The sequence below is a fragment of the Pectobacterium polonicum genome (genome assembly GCF_005497185.1).
In the GTDB taxonomy this organism is placed as follows: Bacteria; Pseudomonadota; Gammaproteobacteria; order Enterobacterales; family Enterobacteriaceae; genus Pectobacterium; species Pectobacterium polonicum.
The window spans coordinates 42,989-61,972 of record NZ_RJTN01000001.1; the positions used below are offsets into that span (position 1 = coordinate 42,989).

Sequence of the window (18,984 nt, forward strand, 5' to 3'; positions counted from 1 at the left end):
AGAGTGAATGTGCTGTAAACCGGAACTTTCCGAGGCCGTGGGCTTGCTAAACCGCGGTATCCTTGCATAATGCGCGTTTCCTTAATGTAATCGGACAGCAAGTAAGCACTCTTTATGATTAACAACGTCATTTCACCGGAATTTGATGAAAACGGGCGCCCAATGCGTCGTATTCGCAGTTTTGTCCGCCGTCAGGGGCGCTTGACCAACGGGCAACAGCTGGCGCTGGATAACTACTGGCCGGTGATGGGTGTGGAATATCAGGCCGAACAGGTAGATTTTAACGCGCTATTTGGGCGCGATGCGCCAGTGGTGCTGGAAATTGGTTTTGGGATGGGTGCATCGCTGGTGACGATGGCGGCACAGCACCCGGAGCAGAATTTCCTCGGTATTGAAGTTCACCTGCCGGGCGTGGGGGCGTGCCTTGCTTCCGCACAGGAGGCGGGAATCAGCAATTTGCGTGTAATGTGCCACGATGCGCTTGAAGTGCTGATGAAAATGATCCCGGATGGTTCGCTGTCCATGGTTCAACTCTTCTTTCCTGACCCGTGGCACAAAGCCCGCCATAATAAACGCCGTATCGTGCAGGTGCCGTTCGCCGAACTGGTGCAGAGTAAGTTGAAAGTTGGCGGTGTGTTCCATATGGCAACAGATTGGGAACCTTATGCGCAACACATGCTCGAAGTGATGACCTCTGTCACCGAGTACCGTAATCTTTCCAATAATAATGAGTACGTTGTGCGGCCGGACTCCCGCCCGCTGACGAAATTTGAAGCACGCGGCCAGCGTTTGGGGCATGGCGTGTGGGATCTGATGTTTGAGAGGATAAAATAAAATGGCACAAGCTCGTAGCCGTCGTTTACGTAAAAAACTTCACATTGATGAGTTTCAGGAATTAGGTTTTTCTGTCAGCTTCCGCTTTCCAGAAGGCACTAGCGTGGAAGATATCGATAAGCTGATGGATAAGTTCGTTGACGACGTCATTGAACCACAAGGACTGGCATTCGAAGGCAGCGGTTATTTGCTCTGGGAAGGCCTGATCTGTCTGCAAAAAATCGGTCACTGCACCGAAGAGCATCGTCAACTGGTTAGTCGCTGGTTGGAAGAACAGAAACTGACGGACGTAAAAGTCAGCAACCTGTTCGATATCTGGTGGGATCTGCCAGAACACCTGCTGTAATTCTTGGTCTTATCAAGGCGTGCCTGAGCTGATTTTGGCTCAGGCGTTATCTGCCTCATCAAAGGGCGTATTGCCGCTTTCTCGCCACTGCCGTTGTTTTCTTCAGGAGAAAATATGTCGCGTAAAATGACCTTGGGTTTATTGATGTTGCTGTCCTGGCAAGCGCAGGCGGCCTACCAGTGCAACGTGAATCCGCAGGACGACATCGTTATCAGTCCGCAACACGTACAGGTCGTGGGTGCCAGCGGCAACTTACAACTCTCCCCGCAGGGCGATATCGTCCGTAACGGTACGCCGCTGACCCTGAATGCCGAACAGCGCCAAAAAGCCAAAACCTATCAGGCGGATTTACGCCAGCAGCTGCCGTGGATCGATCAGGGTGCGCAGCAGCATCTTGAAAAAGCGCGGGTTGCGCTGGATAACGTGATCGTGCAGGAGCTTGGCAGCGACAGCAATGTGCGCAATCGTCTGACTACGCTGGATAAACAGCTCAAGCAGCAGATGAACCGAATTATCGAACACCGCACCGATGGCCTGACGTTCCACCATCAGGCGATTAAGCAAGTTGAGCAAGATGGCAAACAGCTCGTGCAGCAAAGCATGGGCGGCGTCTTGCAGGACAGCCTGAACGAGATGGGCGTAAAACAGATGTCCAGCGGCGGCAACCCGCTACAGGCGATGATGGGCAACCTCGGTGGCTTGCAGAAAGCGATTCAGGCCGAGTGGAATAATCAGGAACTGGAGTTCCAGCGCTTCGGCAATGACGTATGTAGCCGCGTCACATCGCTGGAAAACCAGCGCAAGAGTCTGTTGCAGACGCTGAAGTAAATTGAAGTAGCTGAATGAAACGGGCAAATGCCCGTTTTTTGATCGTCCCCTCCGCAATTTCTCCCATTCTTCTTTTCTGCCTGGCGTTTCATTACTCGTATCTGGCTATCTCATGACATTCATTAATTGTTACTTTCAGGCGTTATGACTATTTGTTTTGGTAACGTAAAGTGACCATCACATTTGTTTCTAAAGGGATATTGTGAATGCAAGCAGCGTGGGAAAGCAAGAGGTTGAAAAAAAAGGAAATGTTCATTACGGTGACGCCGCGCTATGCCGATATGAAAGGCGAACGGGGTGGTACTCGTTACCGTGTGCTTGCGATGGGCTTACTGCTGTTTTGTCCTGTCACGCTATGGGGAGCGGATAACTTTCGGACGGCGGAATATGAGCGTAACGGTGCCGCGCTGGATTCGATCAACGCGGCAGAAGCCTACAATCTCGGCTTTTCTGGCAAAGGTGTGGGCGTTGCGGTCATTGATGCTAACGGCGAGTTGAGCGGCGATGAATTTGCCGGACGCGTGGATGCGGGCGCGGGGTGGATCTCGTCTCCGTGGGATGGCGCGTTTCATGGCTACGCGGTGGCGGGCGTCATTGGTGCAGCGAAAAACGATAGCGGCATTCATGGCATCGCCTATCAAGCGACGCTGTTGCCATTGGGAACCACTTTTTCATCGAATACATTGGTTAATGCCCAGCTTAACGTGCTCGATCGTCCAGATATCAAGATCGTCAATAATAGCTGGGGATACCAAATATTTAACGACACGGTGCAGACGTTCAGCGCCGATCGTCAGAGTGAATTGCTGGACGGCATCATCAATAACAATACGGTGATTGGTGAGGAGATGGCAAAGCAGGGCCAGTTAACGGTGTTTGCTGCCGGGAATGAAGGGCATCTGACGCCGTCGATTATTTCCGGGCTGCCAACGCTATTGGATGCCTATGGCATTGAGAACAATATTGCCAATAACTGGTTAAATGTTGTGGCTTACGATCCTTCTCAGCGTTCTTCCAGCGCGGCATTTATTGCATCGTTCAGTAACCTGGGGTTTGGGGCGTCGGCTTATACGCTGCTTGCGCCGGGCGTGAACATCGTTTCTACCAGAGATGCCAACACCACTGACACATTCAGCGGCACGTCATTTGCGACCCCTTACGTTTCGGGCGTTGCGGCGCTGGCGTCTGAGGCGTTTCCGTATCTTAACGGTAAGCAGCTAGCCGACATTCTCTTGTCTACGGCGACGCCGCTCACGGGTAGTAACACCCCGCGTGCGGTGTTGCTCATCCACAAGAATTACGATGACCATCAAAACTATCTCAATAGCGAACTCAATGTTTACGCGACGGGCAACACCATCACGTTCAGCGATGAGGAAATGACCGTACTTCTGGCGCGGGTCAGAGAGGATGCGTTCTTCGATAATCTTACGGATGAACAGGTGCGCAGCGCGATTCGTGCCCGCGCCAGCGCGCAAAATATCAATGTGCTTACGACGGATGATTACCAGTCACTATTTGGTCAGGGGATGGTTAACGCGTATAAAGCGGTGCAGGGGCCGGGCGCATTGAATGCCCAGAGGCTAAGCGCTAGCGACCTCAGTAGCGGAACGTTTAGCGGTAACTACGCGATCTACGGGGTTGATACGCAAGGCTATTCCAGCACCTGGAGCAATGATATCGCTCAGGTGAAAAATACGACCAGCAGTAGTTCCCTGTATCAGTTGGATGTCGGTTTACGCAAGCAGGGCGCAGGGGCGCTTTATCTGACGGGCAATAATACCTATCTTGGGCCAACCATTGTTGAAGGCGGCAGCGTCGTAGTGGGCAAAGTCGCGCAGGGGAGCGGCAGTCTGGCGGGGGATGTCTGGGTGCAATCTGCGGCAACGCTGGGCGGGCATGGCAAGATCGCTGGCACCGTCACGCTTGAGAACGGCTCAACGCTTTCACCCGGCGCCTCCGTTGGCACATTAACGGTGGGTAATGTGGTTTTCCAGCCCGGCAGTCTTTATCACTATGAGATTGATGAGCAGGGCAACGCTGATGGCCTGAATGTCACGCAGGATGCGACATTGGCGGGAACCGTGGTGCTGGATGCGTCTTCGCAGTCGTTGGGCGATCGTTTTACCCTGTTGAATGTCGGCGGCACGCTGAGTGGCAACTTTGATGGATTGGTTTCTAACTCAACCCTGCCTTTCCTGCAAGATACGCTGAGCTATGGCAGCAAGCAGGCTTATCTGGACGTGGTGCGCAATAATCGCGCCTTTAATGACGTAGCCACCAGCCGTAATCAACGCGCCGTTGCGCAGACCATCGAAAGCCAGAATAGTGGGCCGGTTTTCTCTGCTATCGCGAACAGCCGCAGCGACGCGGCCGCGCGGGCCTCACTTGATAACCTTGACGGTGAGATCTACGCCGCCTCGCGTGCCGCATTGCTCCAGCGTAGCCGGTACGTGCGGGACGAGATCAACAGCGCGCTGCACGATGAAAATGCACAGTCGCTTTGGCTAAGTACGTGGGCGAACAACGGTCAGTTCGATGAGACGGCTGAATCCTCACGCGTTAACCACAGCGGCTATGGCTTCTTAATCGGTAACGGTAGCCCAGTCGGTGAAAGCAGCACGCTGGGTGTCGTCGTCGGTGCAGAGAAAAGCAAGATCAAAACTGATGCGCGTGCCGCCAGTAACGATGTGACGGCTTATCACGTTGGCAGCTATTGGGGAACGAGCTATAGCGGCATCGCATGGCGATCCGGTCTGGTCTACAGCTATCTGGATATGAACAGCGAGCGAGATATTCAGGTGCCTGGACTTATTAGCCGCGCTCTGGCGGATTATCATGCGCATCTTGTTCAAGGGTTTACGGAGGGAAGCCATCGGTTCGCGTTCAATGACAACCTGAGCGTTGAACCTTATGGCAATGTCTCGTATGCCTGGCTCGATCTCGCGGGTGGGCAGGAACACGGCAGCGCTGCTGCACTGCGCTGGGAACGTCAGGGGAGCGGGGCGGGCTATTCAACGCTGGGCTTACGCGGTGAGGCGCGTTGGTCTTCACTCTCGCCTGTCCGGCTCTATGCCGATGCGGGCTATCAGCGACGTCTGACGTCGGACCGTACTCAGACGCGGCTGAGTTTTGTGCAAGGCGGCGATGCTTATACGATCCGCTCTGCCACTGACGATCGTGATGCGCTGCTAGTGCGGGCAGGCGTCACGTTGGCGATGAAGTCGAATGCGACGCTGCAGCTGGGCTATCAGGGCTTAGTGAGTGATAAAATGAGCGAAAACAGCGCCAAAATGCAGTTTGGCTTCACATTTTGACGTGAAGTGGGTAATCCCACTCGGCGAGTGAAAGGCCGAGTGGGATTACCGCAGCGCAATGTATTACGGCGCCGGGAACGTAAAGCGGCGGTGAATAGCTTCCAGTTCGTCAAGGATCTCGCCGTCCAGCGTCAGGTTCTGGCTGTCGAGGTTGATTTGCAACTGCTCTAGCGTGGTCGCGCCCAGCAGCGTACTGGCGACGAACGGCTGTTGACGCACAAACGCTAATGCCATTTGTGCCGGGTTCAAACCGTGTTTTTGTGCCAGAGCTACGTACTCGGCAACGGCTGCCTGAGCCTGTGGGCCGGTATAGCGTGTGAAGCGGCTGAATAGCGTGTTGCGCGCGTCGGCGGGTTTCGCGCCATTCAGGTACTTACCCGTCAGCGTACCGAACGCCAGCGATGAATAGGCGAGGAGTTCGACGCCTTCATGCTGGCTGATTTCCGCCAGGCCGACTTCAAAACTGCGATTCAGCAGACTGTAGGGGTTCTGGATCGATACGATACGCGGCAGATCGTGTTTTTCCGCCAAATTCAGGTAGCGCATCACGCCCCATGGAGTTTCGTTGGAAACGCCGATATAGCGAATTTTACCGGCACGTACCTGTTCATTTAACGCTTCCAGCGTTTCTAGCAGCGTTACTACTGGTTTGTCGTCAGTATATTGATAGTTAAGCTTGCCAAAGCAGTTGGTCTGGCGTTGCGGCCAATGTAACTGATAGAGATCGATATAGTCAGTATTCAGACGTTGCAGGCTGGCATCCAGCGCTGCGCGGATGTTTTTTCTATCCAACGCCTGCTGTGGGCGAATGCTGTGATCGCTTCCGCGCACAGGACCTGAGACTTTACTCGCTACAATCAATTTCTCACGCCCGCCACGTGATTTCAGCCAGGAACCGATATAGCTCTCGGTTAACCCCTGCGTTTCCGGGCGTGGGGGAACGGCGTACATTTCTGCTGTGTCAATCAGGTTAACACCTGCGGCAATGGCGTGATCTAACTGGGCATGAGCGTCTGCTTCGCTGTTTTGTTCGCCAAAGGTCATCGTACCAAGACCCAGCACGCTCACTTCTAAAGAACTATGGGGAATACGGTGATATTGCATTGCCAGCTTCCTTATGTCTGAAAATAGCAGGAGTATTTCCCGTCATCTCCGCATGATTTGCTGCGATTCCAATGAGTTTGGGAAGACACACCTGAATTCGACTATAAACGAAGCCGTGGCGAGTGGGGAAGTCTCTTCTGCTATCCTTTTCGGATTATTCATCGCTGATGAAGCCCGATGCGCGACGTTTCGGGCTGACAGCGATCTTAGCGCTGTACGATTTGAGATACTTGATCGCTGTTGATTTGTTTCTGATTGCCTTGCTCATCGGTATAGCTAAGCAGCCCGGTATCTTTATCTAACACAGGTTTCCCTTGTGTCAGGAGCATTTGCCCCTCTTTTGTTGCCATCACATAGTCACTGGAACAGCCTGCGAGGGTAAATAGTAATGCCAGTGTTATCGCCATTTTCATCTGTATTTTCATCGTATTAACCCATAAAGAAATCTAACGCTTAAGGTGAGTCTAGCAAATGGTCGCGGGGGATAACGTAGGAATAATGGAAAAAATGCGTTTGGAAGGCATTAATTATGTATCACTCGGCCTGCATAAAATGACGAGCCAGTAATGGCGCAGTAAAGGTTTTCTTCAGATAGAACCCGCGTGGTAAGGTTAGAATCGGTTGACCGAATTCGCCAATCGCCTCCGTTAATGCCCGACTATTTGCTGCCTTGGGACGTAGTTGCAGCACTTCACCATGCCGGGCGGTGATGCTTTCTACCCTGCCGAGCACGATGAGATCCATCAATTCTTCCCAATCACAGCGTAGTTGCTCTTCCTCTTCTGCACTGGGACTCCATATCAACGGTGTACCAATACGGCGCTCCCCCAGCGGAATGTGACGCGAGCCTTCCACTGGAATCCACAACACTCGGGCGAGCTTATGCCGCACATGGCTGCTTTCCCACGTTACGCCGCTGTTGCCTGTTAACGGTGCGACGCAGACGAAGGTGGTTTCCAGCGGTTTGCCTTGTTCATCAATAGGGATAGTTTTTAGCTCAATGCCAATATCCGGGAAATCCTGCTCGGGCTTGCTGCCTGCGCTTGCACCCAGAAAACGTTCCAGCAACACACCAATCCAGCCTTTATCACGTTTTAGGTTGGCAGGAAGTGGCAGACGAGCGAGGTTCGCTAATTCCGCGAGGTTATAACCTGCGAGGGACTGCGCACGTTCCTGCAAGGCTTGCTCATTTTGCGGCGCTGTTGTGTGAACTGAGGGTGAATTCATAGGATATCGCTCGATATTTTTTCGCTCAAAAAAAACACAACAAATAGAAAAGACAAACACACAGCCTATAAGATTGTGGAGAGAAACAATAATAGCATGATTCGTAGCGTTTTTTTTCAGTGTGATGGCGATCACTGAATGCAGTTTTGCAAACTGTGCACGTATAACCACCGACAATAAACAGGATTTTACACTAGGTTATCCACAGATATCTTGGATAACCCACATAAACATGAATTACTGGTTCCATTTACAGCCTTGACTCCCGGCCTTTTTACTGTGTTTGCCTATTTATTGCCTGAGTTTGAGGCATTCCCTGTGGATAAAGTCGGCATAGTGCGATCTTTCACCAATCTTGCATTGGACGCCATTTGAACAAACAACAAGGGGGCGTTATTTTGGTTTGGATGGTTTGTAATTTAATGAATAAAAAGCACTATTTTTAAATTCGTAGTGATTTTCTTTCTTCATGAAAAATGAGTTTTACTCACTTCTTCATGGGTTCTGCACAAAGATGTCCACAGAAAAAGTGAATAAATTGCAGGTTATGGTCTTCACATGTTTATAACTTTGATCTTATCTGTGGGTTATCTTAATTTTATTAGTGTCACATGCTTTCTAAGCAGTGGTTTACCGCCTGACGGGAGTGTGAAACAATCAGGTCATCTTTGCGTTGATGTTTATTGAGGTAGTCCGGTGATCGATGATGATGGCTACCGCCCAAACGTTGGTATTGTAATTTGTAATCGGCAGGGGCAGGTGATGTGGGCCCGGCGCTATGGTCAGCACTCCTGGCAGTTTCCGCAGGGGGGAATTAACCCCGGTGAAAGTGCCGAGCAAGCGATGTACCGCGAACTGTTTGAAGAAGTCGGGTTAAGAAAAAAGGATGTGCGCGTGTTGGCATCTACCCGTAACTGGTTACGCTATAAATTACCAAAGCGTTTGGTGCGTTGGGATACAAAACCGGTCTGTATCGGCCAAAAGCAAAAATGGTTTTTGCTACAGTTGATGTGTAATGAGTCGGATATCAATATGCAGAGCAGCGGCACACCAGAGTTTGATGGTTGGCGCTGGGTGAGTTACTGGTATCCGGTACGTCAGGTCGTCTCTTTTAAGCGAGATGTGTATCGTCGCGTGATGAAGGAATTTATCAACCCGGTGATCCTGCTTCAGGAGAGTGCTGCGGTTCGGATGGCACCCCCACCCGGTCCTCGGCGAAAAAGAGGGTAATTCAGGCACATTATGCTCACGCGCTTGCGAGAAATTGTCGAAAATGTTGCGGCAACGGCCCGCCTTAGTGATGCGCTGGACATTCTGGTCAATGAGACCTGTCAGGCTATGGACACGGAAGTCTGTTCCATTTATCTGGCCGATCACGATCGTCAATGCTATTACCTGATGGCGACGCGCGGGTTGAAGAAACCGCGCGGACGCACGGTTACGCTGGCATTTGGGCAAGGTATTGTTGGGTTGGTTGGGCAACGCGCCGAACCCATCAATCTGGCCGACGCGCGTGCGCATCCCAGCTTTAAATTCATCCCCGCAGTGAAAGAGCAACATTTCCGCTCTTTTCTTGGCGTTCCCATTATTTATCGTCGTCATTTGTTGGGCGTGCTGGTGGTTCAACAGCGCGAACATCGTCAATTTGATAAAAACGAAGAATCATTCATGGTAACGCTGGCCACGCAGATGGCCGCGATTCTTTCCCTTTCACAGATAAAAACGCTCTTTGGTCAATACCGCCAGACGCGCGTCAAAGCGCTGGTGGCTGCACCCGGTGTGGCGATTGCCCCCGGCTGGCAGGATTGTACCCAGCCTTCTCTGGAACAGGTTTTTCCCGCATCGAGTTTGGACAGCGAACGCGAGCGTTCCCGCTTAACGCAGGCGTTAGAAGAGGCGACGGCGGAATTCCGTCGTTTTAGCAAACGCTTCAGCGCCAGTGCACAGAAAGAGAGCGCGGCGATTTTCGACTTGTACTCGCACTTGCTGAATGATGCGCGGCTCAAACGTGAACTGTTTCAGGAAGTGGACGCAGGGAATGCCGCTGAGTGGGCCGTCAAACTGGTGATCGAACGCTTTGCCGCGCAATTCACCAATTTGCAGGATACCTACTTACGCGAGCGTGCGGGCGATCTGCGCGCGTTAGGGCAACGACTGCTGTTTCACCTCGACGATAATGCGCAAATCATGGGGCAATGGCCTGAGCGTTTCATCCTCGTAGCGGACGAGTTAACGGCTACGCTGCTGGCAGAGTTGCCGCCGGAGCGGTTAGCGGGCGTCGTTGTTTATGACGGTGCTGCCAATTCGCATGCGGCGATCTTGGTGCGAGCCATGGGCATTCCGACGCTGGTTGGCGCGGACATTCAGCCAGACTTGCTACATCAACGCCAGCTGATCATTGACGGCTATCGCGGTGAGCTGTTGGTCGATCCTGAACCTGTTCTGGTTCAGGAATACCAACGTTTGCTGACGGAAGAAAATGAGCTGACTCGTCTGGCCGAAGGTGAAATGGAGCAGCCTGCGGTGCTGAAAAGTGGTGAACGCATTCAGGTCATGTTGAATGCGGGATTAAGTGCCGAACATGAAAAACGTTTTATTAATCAGGTTGATGGCGTTGGATTGTACCGCACAGAAATCCCTTTTATGCTACAAAGCGGGTTTCCGTCCGAAGATGAGCAGATGGCGCAATACCAAAGCATGCTGGCGCTTTATCCTACACGCCCTGTGATGCTGCGCACGCTGGATATTGGTGCGGATAAGCCGCTGCCTTATTTGCCGATCAGCGAAGAAAACCCCTGTCTCGGCTGGCGTGGCATTCGTATTACGCTCGATCAGCCTGAAATCTTTCTGATCCAGGTGCGTGCCATGCTGCGTGCTAATGCGCATATTGGCAATCTCAATATCCTGCTGCCGATGATCAGCAGCCTGGATGAAATCAGTGAAGCGCGCCGCCTGATCGATCAGGCTACAGGTGAAGTGGAGGAATTACTGGGCTTCCCGCAGCCCAAGCCGCGAATTGGGATCATGATTGAAGTCCCATCGATGCTGTTCCTGCTCCCCCATCTGGCTTCTCGCATCGATTTTGTTTCGGTTGGCACCAACGATCTGACGCAGTACCTGCTGGCGGTGGATCGTAACAATGCCCACGTCGCGTCGCTCTATGACAGTCTGCATCCTTCCATGTTGCAGGCGCTGAAGATGATCGCCGTTGAGTGCGAACGGCATAACATTCCGCTTTCCGTGTGCGGCGAAATGGCGGGGGAAGCACTTGGTGCACTGCTGTTGACGGGGCTGGGTTATCGCTCGCTCAGTATGAATGGCCGTGGCGTGGCGCGAATTAAATACCTGCTGCGCCAAATTACCTTGTCTGAATCGCAGGCGTTAGTGCAGCAGTTACTGAGCGCACAGAGTGCAACGGAGGTCCGGCAGTGGGCGGCGATTTTCATGGAAGAACGCGGGCTGGGCGGTTTGATTCGCGGCGGGCGCTAATTCGTCGCGAGACGATCTCTACGGAGACATCGTGATTTAATTGCGAATAAATGTTTAACGACGCATAAATGTTTTACAGAACTTTTCCCGTGCGAAGTCAACGAGCGCGGGTGCGTATGCTATGATTCGCCACCGCGGTTCGCAGGAACGAATTCATTCTCCTGCCTTTTGCCTATCAATGACGATCCCGCAAGCGGGCATAACACAATAAAATATGTGGTGAATGATGACGACAAGCTATCTGGCGTTTCCTCAGTTTGATCCAGTGATTTTCTCAATTGGCCCGTTAGCGCTGCACTGGTATGGGCTGATGTATCTGGTGGGTTTTGTCTTTGCCATGTGGTTGGCGGTGCGCCGGGCGAATAAACCGGGTAGCGGTTGGACCAAAGATGAAGTCGAGAACCTGCTGTATATGGGGTTCCTTGGGGTTTTCGTCGGCGGGCGTCTGGGCTACGTCCTGTTTTATGCCTTCCCGTCATTTCTTGAAAATCCGCTCTATCTGTTCAAAGTCTGGGATGGTGGCATGTCGTTCCACGGTGGCTTAATGGGCGTGATCTGCGTCATGCTGTGGTTCGCTCACCGGAGCAAACGCCATTTCTTCCAGGTCGCTGATTTTATTGCACCTCTGATTCCTTTTGGACTCGGTGCTGGCCGTTTGGGGAACTTTATCAACGGCGAACTATGGGGGCGTGTCACAACGGATACCCCGTGGGCTATGTTGTTTCCTGGCTCGCGCAGCGAAGATATGATGCTGGCCGTTAGCAACCCGCAATGGCAGACGATTTTCAATCAGTACGGTATGCTACCGCGTCATCCTTCTCAGCTGTATCAAATGATGCTGGAAGGGGTGGCACTGTTTATCATTCTGAATCTCTTTATCCGTAAATCTCGGCCGATGGGCAGCGTGTCAGGGCTTTTCCTGATCGGTTACGGTTCGTTCAGAATTATTACCGAATTCTTCCGTCAGCCGGATGCGCAGTTGGGGCTATTCGGTGACCTTTTCAGCATGGGGCAAATCCTGTCGCTGCCGATGGTGATCGCTGGTGTTCTGATGATGGTCTGGGCTTATCGCCGTCAGCCTGCACAGCAATAATCCGCCGTCCTTCTTTAATCTTTGTGGTGAGGTAGTATGAAACAGTATCTGGATCTGATGAAGAAAGTGCTTGAAGAAGGCACGCCGAAAGCCGACCGCACCGGCACGGGCACGCGTTCTATTTTCGGCCATCAGATGCGTTTCAACTTGCAGGACGGATTCCCGCTGGTTACCACCAAAAAATGCCACCTGCGTTCGATTATCCATGAACTGCTCTGGTTCCTGAATGGCGATACCAATGTTGCTTATCTGCATGAAAACAAAGTCAGTATTTGGGACGAATGGGCGGATGAGAACGGTGATTTGGGGCCGGTTTACGGTAAGCAGTGGCGTTCATGGGGCGCCGCAGACGGTCGCCAGATTGACCAGTTGAAGAATGTCCTGACCCAATTGAGACAAGATCCAGATTCTCGCCGTATTATCGTGTCTGCCTGGAACGTAGGTGAACTGGACAAAATGGCGCTGGCACCGTGCCACGCGTTTTTTCAGTTCTACGTGGCAGATGGCAAACTCTCTTGCCAGCTTTATCAGCGTTCATGCGATATCTTCCTCGGTTTGCCGTTCAACATCGCTAGCTATGCGCTGCTGGTACATATGGTGGCGCAGCAGTGCGATCTGGACGTCGGTGATTTCGTCTGGACCGGTGGTGACACGCATCTGTACAACAACCATATGGAACAGACGCATTTACAGCTGAGCCGTGAACCGCGCGCGCTGCCTAAACTGGTGATTAAGCGCCGCCCGGATACGCTGTTCGACTACCGCTTCGAAGACTTTGAAATTGAGGGGTACGATCCGCATCCCGCCATCAAAGCCCCGGTTGCGATCTAACCGTCCCCCACCATTTCTTCAGGGCCGCATAATGCGGCCCTTTTTGTTATTTCCTCTTTATTTCCCCATCTCCCCGCACGCTTTTTCTGTTGTTACATCGTTGCAGTAAAACATTGCGAGTCGCCACGTATAACGTCGTTAACACGCTGTTTTTGCTGATAAGACTCATTATCCTGACGCCATGAAAACAGGGAATCGACAACCGCGAGGGTTTACCTTGCTTGAATTACTAGTGGTGCTGACGATTGTGGCGCTGATGGCGGGCGGCGGTTTGCATGGCTGGATTCAGTATCAGCAGGCAATTCGTCTGGAGCAGAGTGCGCAGCAGTTGCTGGACTTCTTGAGTCGGGTTCAGGCGAATGCCTATTGGCATAACGAAACCCAGACAGTGAAGCTTCAACAGCAGGGTATGCTGTGGTGCATAGTGATTGGTCAGGGTGAAAAACAGGTCGAGGATGTGTGCCGCGAGAACCACCCTAGGCAGTTTGTTCGCCGTTCACAGGATGTGGTGCTGGCAACGTTCACAAGCAATGTTTTTACGTTCTTTGGCTTGCGTAACGCCGCACAGGCTGGACACATTTCGTTGTCGAACGCGGCGGGGCAACTACGTCTTGTTATTTCGGTGAGGGGACGCATGCGCCTGTGCAGCGAGTCGCAAGCTGTCTTGGCGATCCCATTATGTTGAAACAGATCGTGTTGAAACAGATCGTGTTAAGAGAAGCGGTGTTGAGGCCCGCAGAGAGAAGGCGTGAACAGCGCGGCTTCACGCTGCCGGAAGTCCTATTAGCGCTGAGCTTAGGCAGCCTGATTATGCTATCGGCAGCACAGTTGTACCCGCTGCTGCGTAGCCAAAGTCAGGATAGCGCACAGCGTTTTCGGCTGGAGCAGTTGTTCAGTCAGGTGGCGATGGGAATTGAGAAAGACATCCGTCGGGCAGGTTTTTGTGCGGGAACCTGTCAGGGAAAGGCGATAAGCATAGGGAATTATCCAGGGGAGGCGGAAAACAGCTGTCTGAATGTCTCTTACGACCTGAACCGGAATGGGACTTGGGATGGCGGAGAACAACAGGATGCGGAATCTTTTGGCTATCGCCTGCGTAGTCGGTCACTGGAGATTCAAAGTGGTGCGCATAATTGTCAGGGCGACAGGTGGGAAAAGCTGTTTGATCCGCAGGAGGTGGCGCTGACGGTGTTCCAGCTACGGCGTCTGGCTGCACAAAACGGAGTGGCATTGTATGAACTGCAACTGGCCGGTTATTGGAGCAAGCGTCCTGCTGTTCGACAACATATTACCCGCCTGATACTGAGGCGTAACCAATGAAGAAAGGATCGCAAAAGGGAAGCGGTACACTGGCTATGGTGATGCTGATCGCGATTATTGGCCTGCTGTTGATGTCTGGTTTGCAACGTCAGCTCGATGCCGCCATTCAGGTGGGGAACGATGAACGACACTATCTGAGAGCGTTCAATCAGGCATTGTCCGCGCTGAATTGGGGAAGAGGGCAGCGTTGGAACACGCTAACGGAAAACTGGCAGTGTCAGCAGTTGTCGGCAGAACAGCTTGTGGTATGCCTGCGTGCGGCCTCGGACGGGGAACAAGGATTACTGCGTGGCGAAGGGGCTCTTCCCACGTTGGCGCGGCCGTTAAGGTTGTACCAACGTGTGTCATTTTCGGTACTGTCGTCGGGTCAGATGGCGATTCAACCATTGGGTAATGGCTGGCTGGACTTTTGCCCTGATAAGGATGTGGCACGCTGTGATGCAACGGAATAGCGTAATGAACAACAGGTTCGTGAGCCATCAATCCGGTTTTAGCCTGCCGGAAACGCTGGTAGCGGTGCTGCTGTTTGTCGTCTCGCTGATGGGACTATTGCAATATCACCAGATCTTACAGCAGTCATTTCAGCACCAGTGGCAGCAGCGTCAGGCTTGGCGGTTTGCGATGCAGCAGTTGGAGGCCTATGAAGCGGGTGTGCCGTATCATCCGTCAGATCCTGATAATATTGCGTCTTTTTCGAGTAAAAACTGGCAGTTTAGTCTGTCAGAACAGTTACAGAGCGGCGAATGCCGTCAGGTAACCGTAAGGGTCATGACGCCACGTCGCTATCAGGCTACACTAAACCGTTGGTTTTGCCTGTCATCACCTGTCAGCTAAACATGTCTGACAAACTATACCCTAAATAATTCGAGTTGCAGGCAGGCGGCAACCGCACGACAAATCGGTTATAAACCGATTTGAACAGCGTTAGCGCTGGCCCGTAGGGTGAGCCTCATTTATGAGGTTCATTAATCCCCGGGAGCTTACACCAGTAAGTGACTGGGGTGACAAATCTGCTGGGAGCAGATTTGAACGCTGCTCGCAGCGGCCCTTTAGGGCGAGGCCCAGGACGGGCCGAGTATTTAAGAGAAGCCAACGCACATGCAGCTTGAAGTATGACGGGTATATGAATTATCAATCGTAAGCAGCGGTAGCAGGAGCCAGAATGTTTAGAATCTATCACTCCAATCAGTTGGATATCTTGAAAGAACTGATGGTTGAGCTGATAAAACGTCAGCCGCTTGCGGACCCTTTCCAGCAAGAAGTGATTTTGGTGCAAAGCCCTGGGATGGCGCAGTGGCTGCAAATTGAACTGGCCGGGGATTTTGGTATTGCTGCCAATATCCAATTCCCATTGCCCGGCGTTTTCTTGTGGAATATGTGTCGCCATGTGCTGTCAGATATTCCAAAAGAAAGTGCCTTCAGCAAGGATGCGATGACGTGGAAGCTCATGCATTTGCTGCCTGATTTACTGGCACAGCCTGATTTTGCGGCGCTTAACCACTATTTGCAGGATGATGATAACCAGCGCAAGCTGCATCAACTGGCTGGGCGTGTGGCGGACCTTTTCGATCAATACCTGATTTATCGCCCTGAGTGGATTAAAGCATGGCAAGAGGGGAAACAGATTGACGATCTCGGAGGTAACCAACTGTGGCAGTCGGCGCTGTGGCGTGCGCTGGTGGACTATACGCGCGAGCTGGCGCAGCCTGAATGGCACCATGCGATTTTGTACCAACGCTTTATCAACGCGTTGGATCAGGCAAAAGTATGTCCGAAAGGCTTGCCGCCACGCGTTTTTATCTGCGGTATTTCAGCGTTACCCCCTATCTATTTACAGGCGTTGAACGCGCTGGCACGCCACATTGATGTGCACCTATTGTTTACCAATCCCTGCCGCCATTACTGGAGTGACATTCAGGATTATAAATTTCTGGCGAAGCTAAAAGCCCGCAACCGGCGCTTACATCGCTTTGACGGCGAGCAGACGGATGAAACTCGCCCATTATTTCGCGATCTCTCACAGGCAGAAACGCTGTTTAATGGCGACGGTAAACAGTCGATTAATAACCCCTTGCTGGCATCGTGGGGAAAGCTGGGGCGCGATAACCTTTATCTGCTGGCTGAATTGGATAATGTGCAGGAGGTCGATGCCTTTGTTGAGTCGGATGGCAAAAATCTGCTGCAAACTTTGCAGCGCGATATTCTTGAGCTGGAAGACCACGCGGTGGTAGCCGTTAGTCACGAAACACAAAACAGCAGCACGCAAAAGCGTCGGTTGGCACTCGACGATCGTTCGGTTGATTTTCACACCTGCCATAGCCCGCAGCGTGAGGTTGAAGTGCTTCACGATCGGCTGTTGGCTATGATGGCGGACGATCCTGAGCTAATGCCGCGTGATGTCATTGTGATGATGGCGGACATTGATGGCTATACGCCGTTCATTCAGGCGGTGTTTGGCAACGCGCCGGATAATCGCTACCTGCCTTTTGCCATCTCTGACCAGCGCGCGCGACATGCGCATCCCGCATTGCAGGCGGTGATCAGCCTGCTGGATTTACCCACAAGCCGTTTTACGGCAGAGCAGGTTCTGGCATTGCTTGAAGTGCCCGCACTGGCCGCGCGTTTCGGTATTCAGGAAGAAGGGTTGCGGCGCTTGCGCCTGTGGGTTGTGGAGTCGGGCGTGCGTTGGGGATTGGATGATGACAACGTGCGCGATCTGATGCTGCCACCAACGGGTCAGCATACGTGGCGTTTTGGCCTGACGAGAATGCTGTTGGGCTATGCGATGGACAGTCAGGTCGGTGATTGGCAGGGGGTACTGCCTTACGATGAGTCTAGCGGTCTGATTGCGGAACTGGCTGGTCAACTGGCTGAGTTGCTGATGCAGATCCATCAATGGCGCCAGCGTCTGTCTCAATCGCGCGTGCTTGTCGATTGGTTACCGCTTTGTCGAGAGCTGATCGAAACCTTCTTTGATGCTGACAGCGAGACCGAAGCGGCGCTGGCATTGGTTGAAAAGCAGTGGCAATACGTAATTAGCATGGGCACGATGGCGCGTTACCCGCAGCAGGTGCCGATTTCCCGATTGCGTGATGAACTGTCACGGCGTCTCGATCAGGAGCGACTTAGCCAGCGCTTTTTGGCCGGGTCGATCAATTTCTGTACGCTGATGCCTATGCGCTCCATCCCATTTAAGGTCGTGTGTTTATTGGGCATGAACGATGGCGTTTACCCACGAACACTCCCCCCGCTTGGGTTCGATCTGATGGGGCGAAAAATCAAACGCGGTGACCGTAGCCGACGTGACGACGATCGCTATCTGTTTCTTGAGGCGCTCTTGTCGGCGCAGAACAAGCTTTATATCAGCTATATCGGGCGATCGATTCAGGATAATACACGCCGCTATCCTTCCGTATTGGTCAGTGAACTGACGGAATATATCGCACAGAGTTATGTCCTGCCGGGTGATGAAGCACTGGATATCGATAGCAGCGCAGAGCGTGTCGTGAAGCACCTCTGCCGTGAACATACCCGTATGCCTTTTGATGCGAACAATTTTCTGTCGGCACCGCAGCCGTTGAGCTTTGCGGCAGAATGGTTGGCGGCAGCGAACCGAAAAGGAGAAGCTCAGCCTGATTTTGATCGCGAAGTGCTCTCTGAAAGAGCGGGCGATAGCCATGTCAGCTTGGACGATCTGAAACGTTTCTATCGTCACCCTGTTCGAGCCTTCTTTCAACTGCGGCTTGGCGTGAGTTTTATGCTGCACAGCGATGAGCTGTTGGATGAAGAGCCCTTTGTGGTTGATAGCCTTAACCGCTATCAGCTGAATAGCGAGTTGCTTAATACCTTGATTAATGAAGGCGATACAGAAAAACTGTATCGCCGTGCCAGAGCCGCGGGTGAACTGCCCTATGGCGCATTCGGCGAAATTTACTGGCAGGAGCAGCAGCAGGAGATGGCGCAGTTGGCTGCGCGCGTGCGCGATGAGCTAACGCCTTCGCTGTCGGTGAGTCGGGAAGTGGATATCCTCCTTGACGGCGTGCGCGTTAGTGGCTGGCTGAATCAGGTGCAGCCGGATGGTTTGCTGCGCTGGCGTCCGGGCACGCTTTCCATGAAAGATGGTATTACGCTGTGGCTGGAACATCTGGCTTACTGTGCGGCGGGCGGGCAGGGCGAAAGTCGACTGTATGGACGTGAAGACACAGCGTGGCGCTTTGCTGCCTTGTCGGAAGCGCGGGCCAGAGAGCATCTGGCCGTCATGCTGGATGGATATCGTCAGGGAATGAGTAAGCCGCTATTACTGCTCAATAAAGCAGGGAGTGCGTGGTTAGCTGAATGTTATGATCGTGAAAGTGATAGCCTGCGGTCGGATGAAGAGGTGCGGAACAAAGCGCGTGCCCGTTTGCTGCAAGCCTGGCAGGGCAATATGGGAATGCGGGGCGAAGGCGAGGATTATTACCTGCAACGCATTATTCGTGAGTTGGATGAAAAGCGAATGAATGAGGTGATTGAAGCGGCGCAAATCTGGCTACTGCCACCGTTCCGCTTTAATCTGGCTTGATGGGCTTGTTTTGGATGATGCCCGAATAGATTTC

The 18,984-nt window shown here is 52.6% G+C and carries 16 protein-coding genes; 13 read left to right on the forward strand and 3 right to left on the reverse strand.

Annotated elements, in window-relative coordinates; all coding sequences use genetic code 11:
- Nucleotides 1-114 precede the first annotated feature (114 nt).
- The 4 genes from trmB to EDI29_RS00255 all read left to right on the forward strand — a co-directional run bounded on the left by trmB (nt 115) and on the right by EDI29_RS00255 (nt 5,325).
- On the forward strand, nt 115-834 hold the full coding sequence (trmB, locus tag EDI29_RS00240; RefSeq protein ID WP_137739253.1) for a tRNA (guanosine(46)-N7)-methyltransferase TrmB: 720 nt from the start codon (nt 115-117) through the stop codon (nt 832-834).
- Nucleotide 835: 1 nt separating this feature from the next.
- Nucleotides 836-1,180, forward strand: a complete 345-nt coding sequence (locus tag EDI29_RS00245; protein WP_010299679.1) for a YggL family protein — start codon at nt 836-838, stop codon at nt 1,178-1,180.
- 114 nt (nt 1,181-1,294) lie between these two features.
- Nucleotides 1,295-2,008: a YggN family protein gene (locus tag EDI29_RS00250; protein WP_137739254.1), complete on the forward strand. Its 714-nt coding sequence runs from the start codon at nt 1,295-1,297 to the stop codon at nt 2,006-2,008.
- A 233-nt stretch (nt 2,009-2,241) separates the two neighbouring features.
- The gene (locus tag EDI29_RS00255) at nt 2,242-5,325 is read left to right on the forward strand and encodes an autotransporter domain-containing protein (protein WP_241664870.1); all 3,084 of its coding nucleotides are present in this window, start codon (nt 2,242-2,244) and stop codon (nt 5,323-5,325) included.
- Nucleotides 5,326-5,388: 63 nt separating this feature from the next.
- Here the strand turns inward: EDI29_RS00255 and EDI29_RS00260 are convergent, their stop codons facing one another.
- The 3 genes from EDI29_RS00260 to mutH form a co-directional block, all read right to left on the reverse strand.
- Complete coding sequence (locus EDI29_RS00260) at nt 5,389-6,429, reverse strand: NADP(H)-dependent aldo-keto reductase (protein WP_137739256.1); 1,041 nt, start codon at nt 6,427-6,429, stop codon at nt 5,389-5,391.
- Nucleotides 6,430-6,635: 206 nt separating this feature from the next.
- Nucleotides 6,636-6,854 (reverse strand): YgdI/YgdR family lipoprotein, encoded by a 219-nt coding sequence (locus tag EDI29_RS00270; RefSeq protein WP_193555625.1) that lies wholly within the window; start codon nt 6,852-6,854, stop codon nt 6,636-6,638.
- Nucleotides 6,855-6,963: 109 nt separating this feature from the next.
- Nucleotides 6,964-7,656: a DNA mismatch repair endonuclease MutH gene (gene mutH, locus EDI29_RS00275; RefSeq protein ID WP_137739257.1), complete on the reverse strand. Its 693-nt coding sequence runs from the start codon at nt 7,654-7,656 to the stop codon at nt 6,964-6,966.
- A 696-nt stretch (nt 7,657-8,352) separates the two neighbouring features.
- Here mutH and rppH point away from each other — a divergent pair.
- The 9 genes from rppH to recC all read left to right on the forward strand — a co-directional run bounded on the left by rppH (nt 8,353) and on the right by recC (nt 18,950).
- Entirely contained in the window at nt 8,353-8,886 is a 534-nt protein-coding gene (gene rppH / locus EDI29_RS00280) for an RNA pyrophosphohydrolase (RefSeq protein WP_107168129.1), read from the forward strand.
- 12 nt (nt 8,887-8,898) lie between these two features.
- On the forward strand, nt 8,899-11,145 hold the full coding sequence (ptsP, locus tag EDI29_RS00285; RefSeq protein ID WP_137739258.1) for a phosphoenolpyruvate--protein phosphotransferase: 2,247 nt from the start codon (nt 8,899-8,901) through the stop codon (nt 11,143-11,145).
- Nucleotides 11,146-11,371: 226 nt separating this feature from the next.
- Nucleotides 11,372-12,238, forward strand: coding sequence for a prolipoprotein diacylglyceryl transferase (gene lgt / locus EDI29_RS00290; protein WP_137739539.1), 867 nt, complete (start codon nt 11,372-11,374; stop codon nt 12,236-12,238).
- A 36-nt stretch (nt 12,239-12,274) separates the two neighbouring features.
- The gene (gene thyA / locus EDI29_RS00295) at nt 12,275-13,069 is read left to right on the forward strand and encodes a thymidylate synthase (protein ID WP_137739259.1); all 795 of its coding nucleotides are present in this window, start codon (nt 12,275-12,277) and stop codon (nt 13,067-13,069) included.
- Between the two features lie 181 nt (nt 13,070-13,250).
- Nucleotides 13,251-13,754 carry a prepilin peptidase-dependent protein gene (locus EDI29_RS00300; RefSeq protein WP_137739260.1) on the forward strand — a complete coding sequence of 168 codons (504 nt, stop codon included), beginning with the start codon at nt 13,251-13,253 and terminating at the stop codon, nt 13,752-13,754.
- 23 nt (nt 13,755-13,777) lie between these two features.
- Entirely contained in the window at nt 13,778-14,389 is a 612-nt protein-coding gene (locus EDI29_RS00305) for a prepilin peptidase-dependent protein (protein WP_137739540.1), read from the forward strand.
- Complete coding sequence (locus EDI29_RS00310; RefSeq protein ID WP_241664872.1) at nt 14,386-14,841, forward strand: YgdB family protein; 456 nt, start codon at nt 14,386-14,388, stop codon at nt 14,839-14,841. Before EDI29_RS00305 ends, EDI29_RS00310 begins: the two co-directional genes overlap by 4 nt.
- Nucleotides 14,828-15,223 (forward strand): prepilin-type N-terminal cleavage/methylation domain-containing protein, encoded by a 396-nt coding sequence (locus EDI29_RS00315; RefSeq protein ID WP_137739542.1) that lies wholly within the window; start codon nt 14,828-14,830, stop codon nt 15,221-15,223. The genes EDI29_RS00310 and EDI29_RS00315 overlap by 14 nt, the downstream gene beginning before the upstream one ends.
- Nucleotides 15,224-15,551: 328 nt before the next feature.
- Nucleotides 15,552-18,950 carry an exodeoxyribonuclease V subunit gamma gene (recC, locus tag EDI29_RS00320; RefSeq protein ID WP_137739261.1) on the forward strand — a complete coding sequence of 1,133 codons (3,399 nt, stop codon included), beginning with the start codon at nt 15,552-15,554 and terminating at the stop codon, nt 18,948-18,950.
- Nucleotides 18,951-18,984: the final 34 nt, after the last annotated feature.

Bases quoted from the DNA above. Each gene is read 5' to 3' on its own strand.
- EDI29_RS00315 (WP_137739542.1), top strand. From the start codon at position 14,828: ATGCAACGGAATAGCGTAATGAACAACAGGTTCGTGAGCCATCAATCC.
- lgt (WP_137739539.1), top strand. From the start codon at position 11,372: ATGACGACAAGCTATCTGGCGTTTCCTCAGTTTGATCCAGTGATTTTC.
- EDI29_RS00300 (WP_137739260.1), top strand. From the start codon at position 13,251: ATGAAAACAGGGAATCGACAACCGCGAGGGTTTACCTTGCTTGAATTA.
- recC (WP_137739261.1), top strand. From the start codon at position 15,552: ATGTTTAGAATCTATCACTCCAATCAGTTGGATATCTTGAAAGAACTG.
- ptsP (WP_137739258.1), top strand. From the start codon at position 8,899: ATGCTCACGCGCTTGCGAGAAATTGTCGAAAATGTTGCGGCAACGGCC.
- EDI29_RS00245 (WP_010299679.1), top strand. From the start codon at position 836: ATGGCACAAGCTCGTAGCCGTCGTTTACGTAAAAAACTTCACATTGAT.
- mutH (WP_137739257.1), bottom strand. From the start codon at position 7,656: ATGAATTCACCCTCAGTTCACACAACAGCGCCGCAAAATGAGCAAGCC.
- EDI29_RS00310 (WP_241664872.1), top strand. From the start codon at position 14,386: ATGAAGAAAGGATCGCAAAAGGGAAGCGGTACACTGGCTATGGTGATG.
- EDI29_RS00250 (WP_137739254.1), top strand. From the start codon at position 1,295: ATGTCGCGTAAAATGACCTTGGGTTTATTGATGTTGCTGTCCTGGCAA.
- trmB (WP_137739253.1), top strand. From the start codon at position 115: ATGATTAACAACGTCATTTCACCGGAATTTGATGAAAACGGGCGCCCA.
- thyA (WP_137739259.1), top strand. From the start codon at position 12,275: ATGAAACAGTATCTGGATCTGATGAAGAAAGTGCTTGAAGAAGGCACG.
- EDI29_RS00260 (WP_137739256.1), bottom strand. From the start codon at position 6,429: ATGCAATATCACCGTATTCCCCATAGTTCTTTAGAAGTGAGCGTGCTG.
- EDI29_RS00270 (WP_193555625.1), bottom strand. From the start codon at position 6,854: ATGAAAATACAGATGAAAATGGCGATAACACTGGCATTACTATTTACC.